We start from the raw sequence: 9100 nt of genomic DNA, 5'->3' as shown, positions 1-9100 counted from the left end.
CCGGGCGGTCCGTGAACCTCGCGCGCCGTGAGATCGACGTTCTGGAAGTGCTGCTGCGAAAGCTCGGGCAATCCGTGCCGCGCCGGGTGATCGAGGATGCGATCTACACGCTGGACGAGGCGCCCAGTCCCAACGCACTGGAGGCGTCCGTTTCGCGCCTCCGGCGGCAGCTCGCGGAAGCGGGCGCGAATGTGGAGATCCACACGATCCGGGGCATCGGCTATCTCCTCACCGAGGCGAGGCGGACATGAGCCGGTCGCTGGTCACCACGCTCATCCATCGCCTGCTGCTGGTTGGCGGGTTGCTGACCCTCATGAACATCGTCTTCGTCACAGCCTATTACAGCTCCGACCCCGAGGGCCTTCGCCGCGAAAAGGTCAGTCACCAGATCGACCGCCTCGCCGAGGCGCTGAGGGCCGGGCCGGATGGGAGTTTGGCTTTCGAGCCATCAAGCCGGCTGATGCAGACCTTCACGCGCTACCCCGATGCCTATGCCTTCCGCATCGAGGATGGGGCCGGCCACGTGCTGGGCGAAGCCAATGCCATGCTGGTGCCGGCCGAGCGCTGGAGCGTGCCCAATGGTCCGGATGCCTGGTGGAGCGATGTTGAGGTGAATGGCCGTTCCGTGCTGGTCGGGTCGCGCCGCGTGCGTGTCGGAGGCGAACCGGTCCGGATTGCCTTTGCGGCGGCAGGCGACCCCTCGAACCTGCTGCTCTTCGTCTATTTCGAAGAGCTTTTCGTGCATGTCATCGTATCCCTGCTGCCTTTCGCGATCTGCCTGATGATCCTGAACGCGGTCACCGTGCGGCAATCCCTGCGCTCGCTGGTCTTTGCGGCCGATGCCGCGCGGAAGGCTGGCCCGGGGCATGGCATCGCCGCATTGCCCACGCGCGGGCTGCCGACCGAGGTGCTGATCCTGGTCGAGGCCATCAATGATGCCCTGCGAAGGCTGGGCGAGGCGCTGGAAGCCGAGCGCGCCTTCACGGCCGAGGCGGCGCATGCCCTGCGCACGCCGCTTGCGGTGCTCTCCGCGCGCATCGAGAAATTGCCGAAAGGCGGGGAACTGGACGCCGTCCACTCCGATATTGCGGCCCTGCGCCGCCTCGTGAACCAGCTTCTTTCCGCCGCTGAGGCCGATACGCTGGTCGTGGACCCCGCCCGCCAATGCGATCTGTCAATCGTGGCCGAGGGCGTCGTTGCCGCCATGGCGCCTCTGGCCATCCGCGAGGGGCGCATCCTGGCCTTCGAGGCCCGGCCCGGCACGATCGTGCGCGGCGATGCCGATGCGATCGCGCATGCCCTGCGCAACCTGGTCGAGAACGCGCTGCGCTTCTCGCCGGAGAACACCGAGGTGCTCGTGCGGGTGTGCGGACCGGGGCAGGTGGCCGTGCTCGACCGGGGACCGGGCATTCCCGATGAACAGAAACCGTTGGTGATGAAGCGCTTCTGGCGCGCCAGCCCCTCCGATCTCGGTGGCACCGGTCTCGGGCTCGCGATTGTCCAGCGCATCGCCGAGGCCCATGGCACGACGCTCGGCATTGCCGATCGCGAGGGTGGAGGGACGGTTTTCTCGCTCGCCTTTTCGCCTCATCGCGGGGGGCGAGCGTCCTGAAGGGCGAAAGGAATGCGATCTTCTCCGCTGCGTTCAAGGCAGTAAAGGCTGTCGATGACCTCGATGGCCTCGATCACGCGGAGGAAGTCCATAACAGCGATTGAATGGGAGAGGGCGCCTGAGGGCGGCCTTGGAGAAGCTTCGCGAAGCCTGGAGCCCGCCTCTCAGCCCCATGGGCCGGATCAATGGGCCGGATCAATTGCGATCCGCGTCGAGAGCGGCCGAATCCGGTTGTTGCGCAAATCGCTCTAGAGCATTTTCCGACCAAGTGGATACCGGTTGGTCGAAGAAAATGCGATCAAACAAAGAGATAGAGCGGACGGCCTGATTCAATCAGATCGGAGTCCGCTCTAAGATCTCGCAGTGGCGCAGGCGCTGTTGCCCGGGGGCGTCGCGGAGCTCGGCGCGCCGCCCGCCAAGATTTTTTCAGTCGGCCCGAACGACCGAAGTTGAACAACTCCCAAAGGAGACGGCAAATGCCCGGAGGTCACCGGCCTGCAATTCGACCGAACGGGTGCCATCGGACGATTGGCGTGGATCCGCGCTCGGCAAACAAACAAGGACCCCCCGGCCGAGGAGGCCCGGGGGGTCCTTTCGCAGAGCGTCGCCCGCATCAAGGGGGGAGCGAGGGGCGCAGTTCGCCCTGGCCGCCGGCTCGGGTTGGAAGCGAGCCGATCGGTGGGGTTTTGGCGCGGCGGATGCGATAAAGCCGCGCCGCGCCATGGCGCTGAAAGGGATCAGAAGGGCAGGAGCACGTCCAGCACCTGCTGGCCGTAGCGAGGCTGCTGCACATCGGTGATCTGGCCGCGGCCGCCATAGGCGATGCGGGCCTGGGCGATTTTCGTGGAGTCGATCTGGTTGCCGGCCTCGATATCCTCGGGACGCACCACGCCGGCCACGATCAGTTCGCGCACCTCGAAGTTCACGCGCACTTCCTGCTTGCCCTCGATCACGAGGTTGCCGTTTGGCAGCACCTGCGTGACCACAGCGGCGACATCGGTCACGACCTGTTCCGAGCGCTTCACGGAGCCTGCGCCCTTCGAGCTGTTCTCGGAGGAGAGATCGACCAGCCCGGTGGGGCTGGCGCCGTCCGGCAGGTAGCGGTCGAGCGCATTTTCGTAGCCGAAGAAGCCCTTGGCGCCGAAATTTTCCCCGTTCTGCCGGCTGCGCTGCGTGCTGTTGTCGATGTTGGCGCGATCGGTGATCCGGACACGCACGGTGAGGAGGTCGCCGACCACCTGGGCACGCTGATCCTTGAAGAAGGCGCGAGAGCCCGGACGCCACAGGGAATTCGCCTGATAGGAGATCGGCTTCGGAGCGGGCATCGGCATGGAGACCGGCTTGTAGCCGGGCTGCGTCACGGGATTCTCGATCGCCGAGAGAGCCGGGGCCTTGCCGATATTGGCAAGGCGATCGAGCGAGCCGCAGGCCGGCAGGGCCATGAGCGGCAGGGCCATCAGGCCGATACGGGAGGCGAGATTGCGGGACATGGGACGCGTCCTTTCGAGACGGAAATGACAGTTAGCGGCTGATCGCGCTTTCGGAGAGGCTCGCCTGCGGCGCGACAGGGCCGGCGATGGTGATCTGGGCGGGACCGGTGATGACACCCTCCACGATCTTCTTGGATTGCAGGTTCTGCACCTTCACCACATCCCCCATCGAGCCGGAGCCCTGGGCGCGGCCGCGCATCGTCAGCGTCAGGCCTTTCGTGGCATAGATGACCGAGACAAGGCTCGATTTCTCCACGAGGATCGGCTTTGCGAGATCGGCCGAGCGGATCATCTCGCCGGCCTTCAATGCGCGCCGCGGCACCATGCCGATGAGATCGGCGAGGGGGCGCACCACATCCGCGCCCACCTGCGCGGCCGGGCGTTTCACCATCACGAGGTCCTTCGCCTGGATGGCGTCCCCGCGGTCGAGATCGCCGACCGGAACCGCCACCTCGCGCATTTCCACGATGCCGCCGGTGACCGTCCAGCCCTCCAGGCTGTCGAGTCCGCCGGCGAGCGTCAACCGGGCCTCGAAGCGGCCGGTCCGCACATCGCGGTTGAACTGCGCAACCTTGATGGCTTCGCCGCGTGACGCATCGACAAGACGCGCCGGATGGTGATCGTCAAGGATGATTTCGAGATTTCCGAGCGCGCCGCGCTCGGCGGCGAGGCGGCCGATGGCCTGCTGCATGTCATCCCGGCTGATGGTGCGGCCGGGACGGGTGATGGCGACCGCGACGACATCCCCGGTCTCGATGCCCCTGATGCCCAGCTCGCGGGCTGCATCGAGGATGCGATCGGCGCGGATCGTGCCGCGATGGCCCGGCTGGGGCGCGCGGAACATCGCCACGGCCCCCTTCTCGCCGATGCCTTCGACGAGCTGGTCGAGCCGGATGGTCTCCCCGGTCACGGTGATCTCGGATTTCAGGCGCATCGCCTCCTGCGCGAGGGCGGAGCCGCCCGCGAGCAGGGCCGCGAGCAGGCCGGTGGCAAGGGTGAGGGGAAGCAGGCGCGGGGTCATGATGGCTTACTCCTCAGCCGCGGAACAGGTTGGAGGTCGCCTGGAGCATCTGGTCCGCTCCGGTGATGACCTTCGAATTCAGCTCATAGGCGCGCTGGGCCTGAATCATCGCGGCGATCTCGGTTACCGCGTTGACGTTCGATTCTTCCAGGTAGCCCTGCTGCAGGTTGCCGAAGCCTTCGGCGCCCGGCGTGCCATCAATGGCCGGGCCGGAGCCGGGCGTCTCGAGGAACAGGTTGTCACCGATGGATTCGAGGCCGACCTTGTTGACGAAGCGGCTCATGGTGATCTGGCCCAGCGCCTGCGGCTGGATCTGGGCCGGCAGCATCGCCGAGACCTGCCCCAGCTGGTTGACCGAGACGCTCGTCGCATCCTGCGGCACGGTGATGCCGGGATCGACCAGATAGCCGTCCTTGGTGGTCAGCCGGCCCTGGCTGTCGGTCTCGAAGCCGCCGTCACGGGTATAGGCGGTGCGGCCATCGGGCAGCTGGATGCGGAAGAAGCCTTCGCCGCGGATCGCCATGTCATAGGTGCGCTCCGTGTTGGTCACGTTGCCCTGGCTCATGATGCGGGGCGTGGCGACGGTCTTCACACCGGAGCCCACGAACAGGCCGGCGGGGTTTTGCGTATTCTGGTCCGAGGTGGGCGCGCCGGCGCGGCGCTGGTGTTCATAGAGCAGGTCCTGGAAATGGATGGTCTGCCGCTTGAACCCCGTCGTGCGCATGTTCGCGACGTTGTTCGAAATGACTTCGACGTTTTTTTCCTGCGCCATCATGCCGGTGGCGGCGGTGTAGAGAGCACGCATGGGACTGGCCTTTCAGGTTCCGGTTCAGATGGCCTCGCCGAGCCGCTGGATCGCGGTCCGACGGGTTTCGTCGGTGCGCGACATCAGGCTCGCGACACTTTGATAGGCACGGTTGACCTCGATCATCCGGCTGATCTCGAGCACCGGCTTGACGTTGGAGCGTTCGACAAATCCCGCTTGCACGCGGGCCTGAGTCACCGGTTCGGCCGGCTGGGGCGTTGAGAAGAGGTTCGCGCCGACATTCTCGAGTGCCTGCGGGTTGGCAAAGCGCACGACGCGCAGGCGGCCGCGCGAGCCATTGCTGGTCGTCACCGTGCCGTCGCCGGCGATGGCGATCTGCGAGTCATTCTGCGAAAATTGGAAGTTGCCCTGTTCGCCCAGCAGCGGAAAGCCGTCGGAATTGACAAGCTCGCCATTGGCATTGAGCATCAGCGCGCCGTTGCGGGTGTAGCGCTCGCCCTGCGGGGTCTGCACCACGAAGAAGCCTTCGCCCGAGATGGCGACATCCAACGGATTATTGGTGGGCTCGAGCGTGCCGCCGGAAAGATCCAGCGGCGTGCCGCGATCGATCACGAAGGAAACGCGCCGATCTTCGCCGCGGCGGAACATATCCGCGCTGGCAACCGGCATCTGGAACTCACGCGACTGCGAGATTCGACGCTTGAACCCATTCGTATTGGCGTTCGCGACATTATTCGCGATGACATCCATTTCACGCCGCAGCGCCGTCTGGCGCGAAAGCGCGATCAGAAGCACGTTCTCCATGCCCCATCTCCTCGGTTTTCCTGTCGCCGATCTCTCGCTCCCCAGCGCAGATCCTTGACACTGGCATCATCGAACCAAGGATCGTGCCAGAATGCCGCTCTGATAAAATCCGAATAAATTCAGCGGTATGATCTTATTCTCCCCTTGACGCGCATCCGTCATGGATTGCCTCTCGGCAGAAATGAACAGGCAAAATTTGCCGGTTCGGGCGATAAAGAAATCCTTCGTTAACCAAGCTCCCCCAAGGTCGGGGTCAAGGCGCTCCGCGAGGCGCCGGGCGATTCCGGAAGAAGCCGGAAGGGCCCGCGAGGCGCGGGGAGCAAGGACAAATCCGGGATGTCCCGGTTCCAGGGTGATCCGATGGTTGCGAATACCGCAAAGCCTGATGAAATCCTCGCAGACGGCAAGGCTGCCGGCTCCGGAGGGCGCAAGAAACTCATTGTGATTTCCATTGTTTCGGCCCTCCTCGCGGCGGGTGCGGGCGGCGGCTATTACTTCTGGCAGCGTTCGAAGGCTGCGGAAGTCGACAAGGCTGCGCTGCTGAAGAAGAAGGCGTTCTTCTTCGATCTGCCGGAAATCACCGTGAACCTCGCGGGTGCGCCCGGGCAGGAGCGCCCGGCCTATCTGCGTCTGAAGCTCGCTCTCGAGGTCGAGGATCAGAAGATCATCGCCGAGATCCAGCCGCTGATGCCGCGCGTGCTCGACAATTTCCAGATTTTCCTGCGCGAACTGCGACCCACGGATCTCGAGGGTTCGGCAGGGCTTTACCGGCTGAAGGAAGAACTCGTGCGCCGCGTGAACGCATCGATCTATCCCGCGCGCATCGAGGCCATCCTCTTCAAGGACGTGCTGGTTCAGTGAGTTTTTGACCTGAATGGTCAAGGAGACGACAGTGGCTGATACGCCGGATACTTCTCAGGATGATCTCGCCGACGAATGGGCTCGCGCGCTGGGTGATGCCGGCCTCGAGGGTGCCGATGCGGCGAGTTCGGGTAAGTCCAAGGAAGCGGGCCTTGAACTCGATCTTGGCACCGGCCTTTTCCTCGACCAGGAAGAGGTGGACACGATCTTCGGTTTTGACCCCGAGGATGCCGACCAGTCGAAGCAGAATGGCGTGCGCGCCATCGTCGATTCGACGGTTGTCTCCTACGAGCGTCTGCCGATGCTCGAGATCGTGTTCGACCGTCTGGTTCGCACGCTCACGACCACCTTGCGCTCCTTCTTCTCGGATAATGTGGAAGTCAGCCTCGATGATGTGACGAGCGTGCGATTCGGCGATTACGTCTCCTCGTTGCCGCTGCCGACCATCCTCGCGGTTTTCAAGGCGGAGCCCTGGGAGAATTACGGGCTCATCACGATCGACGGCGATCTCATCTATCTCGTGATGGATGTGCTGCTCGGTGGCCGCCGCGGCAGCTCCAATTTCCGCATCGAGGGCCGGCCCTACACCACTGTCGAGGTGAACCTCGTTCGCCGCCTGCTGGATATCGTTCTGCAGGAGGCCGAGCAGGCCTTCCAGCCACTCTCGCCGGTGAAGTTTATCCCGGAGCGCATCGAAACCAACCCGCGCTTCGCTTCCATCACGCGTCCTGCCAATGCGGCGATCCTCATCGCGCTCGCGATCGACCTCGAGGGTCGCGGCGGGCGGGTGGAAATCCTGCTGCCCTATGCCACGATCGAGCCGATCCGCGAGTTGCTGCTCCAGTCCTACATGGGCGAGAAGCTCGGCCGCGACCACATCTGGGAAGGCCATCTCGCCTCCGAGATCTGGCAGGCGACACTCGATCTCGATGCCGTGCTGCATGAAACCAGCCTGCCTGTCAGCAAGGTGCTCGAATTGCAGGTCGGTGACACGCTGCTCTTCGACGTGCGCGGCGACCCGATGGTGACGATCCGCTGCGGCGACCTCATGGTCACGCAGGGAAAGATCGGCCGCATCGGCGACCATATGGCGATCCAGATCGCGAAACCTCTCAGACGGTCAAGAACGACACTCGCAGCCTTCGAACAAGGCGTCTCAGTCAGGCGCGACAGGTGAATCCATGTCCGGACAACTCGGTTTGATGATTGAACTCATTGTTGGCGGCCTGCTCGTCGTCACCATCGGCTACTGCGTCCTGCTCGATCGCCGCCTGCGTGCCATGCGCGCCGACGAAACGGTGATTCGCAAGACCATCAACGATCTCTCGATGGCCACAGACCGTGCCGAGCGCGCGATCGACGCGCTCAAGCATACCCTTGGCGATTGCGATCGCACCCTCGGCGAACGCCTCCGCGTGGCCGAGCGCTACGCGTCCGATCTCGAGGACCAGATCCGCTCCGGCGATGATGTGCTGAACCGCATCAGCCGCATCGTCTCCACTGCCCTCGACAGCCCGGTGGTGGAGGGCGCACGCGACCCGGCCGAGGCCTTCTCCCAGCATGTGATGGATACCCAGCCGGCCATTCGCTCGGCTTCGCGAATCGCCCAGACTCTCGCGGCGGCCCAGGCGCTTGCCAACCGCAACGCCGAGAAGGCCAAGCAGGAAAACGTGGCATGACCCGCATCCGGCTGATTCCCGTCCTGATTTTCGGGCTGGTTTCACTGCTCACGATCCGGGTGCTCTCGGTCGCGCTTGACAACCGGCCGCTGCCCCAGATCGCGGATCTCGGTCTGGCGGCGGGCGACCGCTTCGCCCGTTCCATCGAGAGGGCCCGTCTCGGCGCTCAGGCTGACAACCAGATCATCACCGGCTCCACCGGCAATGCTGAAACCAGGGGCGCCGAGGGCAAGCCAGCCGATCCCAAGGCCGCCGGCGCCCAGGCTCAGGCACCTGCGGCCTCCGGCGCGCCGAAGATCAAGCCGGATCCGGAAGGCACCCGCGTGCCCCCGCCGCCGGCGCAGATACCCGAGCGCGGCCAGGCCGCGAGCCCGGCCGAGCGCGAGATTCTCGAACGGCTTCAGGCTCGCCGCACCGAGATCGAGGCGAAGAACCGCGAGATCGAGATGCGCGACAGCCTGCTGCGCACCACCGAGCGCAAGCTCGACGAGAAGATCGGGCAGCTTCGCACGCTCGAGAACCAGTTCGATGCCGGCCAGGCAGCGAGGAACGATCCGAAGCAGCGCTTCAAGCCGCTCGTCACCATGTACGAGACCATGAAGCCGAAGGAAGCCGCCCGCGTCTTCGACCGGCTGGATATCAAGGTTCTGATGGACCTCGTGCAGCAGATGAACCCCCGCAAGGTTGCTGAAATCCTCGCTGCCATGGAGCCCGCCGCCGCCGAGCGCCTCACCGTCGCGCTGGCTCGGCAGGCCCAGAATGTGAGCGAGGTTGCCGTGCCGGCGGCCGATGGCGAATTGCCTCGGCTTTCACCGCCAACGCGGTGAGTGGATTAAGCCGGTGTTAGGCATGGTGGCTTAGTCTTAC

10 protein-coding genes are annotated in these 9100 nt (G+C 64.7%); 6 read left to right on the top strand and 4 right to left on the bottom strand.

Annotation, left to right across the window (positions count from 1 at the left end; all coding sequences use genetic code 11):
• Positions 1-251: helix-turn-helix domain-containing protein (locus tag ACKODO_RS02055; RefSeq protein WP_408981796.1), on the top strand; the 251-nt coding region annotated here is incomplete at its 5' end.
• Positions 248-1612 (top strand): sensor histidine kinase, encoded by a 1365-nt coding sequence (locus tag ACKODO_RS02050; protein ID WP_408981795.1) that lies wholly within the window; start codon positions 248-250, stop codon positions 1610-1612. The genes ACKODO_RS02055 and ACKODO_RS02050, both read left to right, overlap by 4 nt.
• Positions 1613-2349: 737 nt before the next feature.
• On the opposite strand, the gene flgH is transcribed toward ACKODO_RS02050, so the two are convergent.
• The 4 genes from flgH to flgF are packed head-to-tail and all read right to left on the bottom strand — an operon-like array spanning position 2350 to position 5693.
• Positions 2350-3102 carry a flagellar basal body L-ring protein FlgH gene (flgH, locus tag ACKODO_RS02045; protein ID WP_408981794.1) on the bottom strand — a complete coding sequence of 251 codons (753 nt, stop codon included), beginning with the start codon at positions 3100-3102 and terminating at the stop codon, positions 2350-2352.
• Between the two features lie 31 nt (positions 3103-3133).
• A complete protein-coding gene (flgA, locus tag ACKODO_RS02040) occupies positions 3134-4123 on the bottom strand; it encodes a flagellar basal body P-ring formation chaperone FlgA (RefSeq protein ID WP_408981793.1) in 990 nt (329 codons plus the stop codon).
• A gap of 13 nt (positions 4124-4136) precedes the next feature.
• Entirely contained in the window at positions 4137-4928 is a 792-nt protein-coding gene (flgG, locus tag ACKODO_RS02035) for a flagellar basal-body rod protein FlgG (protein WP_408981792.1), read from the bottom strand.
• Between the two features lie 24 nt (positions 4929-4952).
• Positions 4953-5693 carry a flagellar basal-body rod protein FlgF gene (gene flgF, locus ACKODO_RS02030; RefSeq protein ID WP_408981791.1) on the bottom strand — a complete coding sequence of 247 codons (741 nt, stop codon included), beginning with the start codon at positions 5691-5693 and terminating at the stop codon, positions 4953-4955.
• Between the two features lie 336 nt (positions 5694-6029).
• Between flgF and ACKODO_RS02025 the strand changes: the two genes are divergently transcribed.
• The 4 genes from ACKODO_RS02025 to ACKODO_RS02010 are packed head-to-tail and all read left to right on the top strand — an operon-like array spanning position 6030 to position 9060.
• Positions 6030-6554, top strand: a complete 525-nt coding sequence (locus ACKODO_RS02025) for a flagellar basal body-associated FliL family protein (protein ID WP_408981790.1) — start codon at positions 6030-6032, stop codon at positions 6552-6554.
• A gap of 31 nt (positions 6555-6585) precedes the next feature.
• Positions 6586-7731 carry a flagellar motor switch protein FliM gene (fliM, locus tag ACKODO_RS02020; protein ID WP_408981789.1) on the top strand — a complete coding sequence of 382 codons (1146 nt, stop codon included), beginning with the start codon at positions 6586-6588 and terminating at the stop codon, positions 7729-7731.
• Between the two features lie 4 nt (positions 7732-7735).
• A complete protein-coding gene (locus ACKODO_RS02015; RefSeq protein WP_408981788.1) occupies positions 7736-8233 on the top strand; it encodes a DUF6468 domain-containing protein in 498 nt (165 codons plus the stop codon).
• Positions 8230-9060 (top strand): flagellar protein FlbB, encoded by an 831-nt coding sequence (locus tag ACKODO_RS02010; protein WP_408981787.1) that lies wholly within the window; start codon positions 8230-8232, stop codon positions 9058-9060. The genes ACKODO_RS02015 and ACKODO_RS02010 overlap by 4 nt, the downstream gene beginning before the upstream one ends.
• The last annotated feature ends 40 nt before the right edge of the window (positions 9061-9100 follow it).

This window comes from Rhabdaerophilum sp., from assembly GCF_046092605.1.
In the GTDB taxonomy this organism is placed as follows: Bacteria; Pseudomonadota; Alphaproteobacteria; order Rhizobiales; family Beijerinckiaceae; genus Rhabdaerophilum.
The sequence above is the reverse complement of the archived record's forward strand: the minus strand, read 5'-3'. Positions and strand labels throughout refer to the sequence as shown.

Coding starts and splice junctions, on each gene's coding strand:
- ACKODO_RS02050 (WP_408981795.1), top strand. CDS start 248: ATGAGCCGGTCGCTGGTCACCACGCTCATCCATCGCCTGCTGCTGGTT.
- flgH (WP_408981794.1), bottom strand. CDS start 3,102: ATGTCCCGCAATCTCGCCTCCCGTATCGGCCTGATGGCCCTGCCGCTC.
- flgA (WP_408981793.1), bottom strand. CDS start 4,123: ATGACCCCGCGCCTGCTTCCCCTCACCCTTGCCACCGGCCTGCTCGCG.
- flgG (WP_408981792.1), bottom strand. CDS start 4,928: ATGCGTGCTCTCTACACCGCCGCCACCGGCATGATGGCGCAGGAAAAA.
- flgF (WP_408981791.1), bottom strand. CDS start 5,693: ATGGAGAACGTGCTTCTGATCGCGCTTTCGCGCCAGACGGCGCTGCGG.
- ACKODO_RS02025 (WP_408981790.1), top strand. CDS start 6,030: ATGTCCCGGTTCCAGGGTGATCCGATGGTTGCGAATACCGCAAAGCCT.
- ACKODO_RS02015 (WP_408981788.1), top strand. CDS start 7,736: ATGTCCGGACAACTCGGTTTGATGATTGAACTCATTGTTGGCGGCCTG.
- ACKODO_RS02010 (WP_408981787.1), top strand. CDS start 8,230: ATGACCCGCATCCGGCTGATTCCCGTCCTGATTTTCGGGCTGGTTTCA.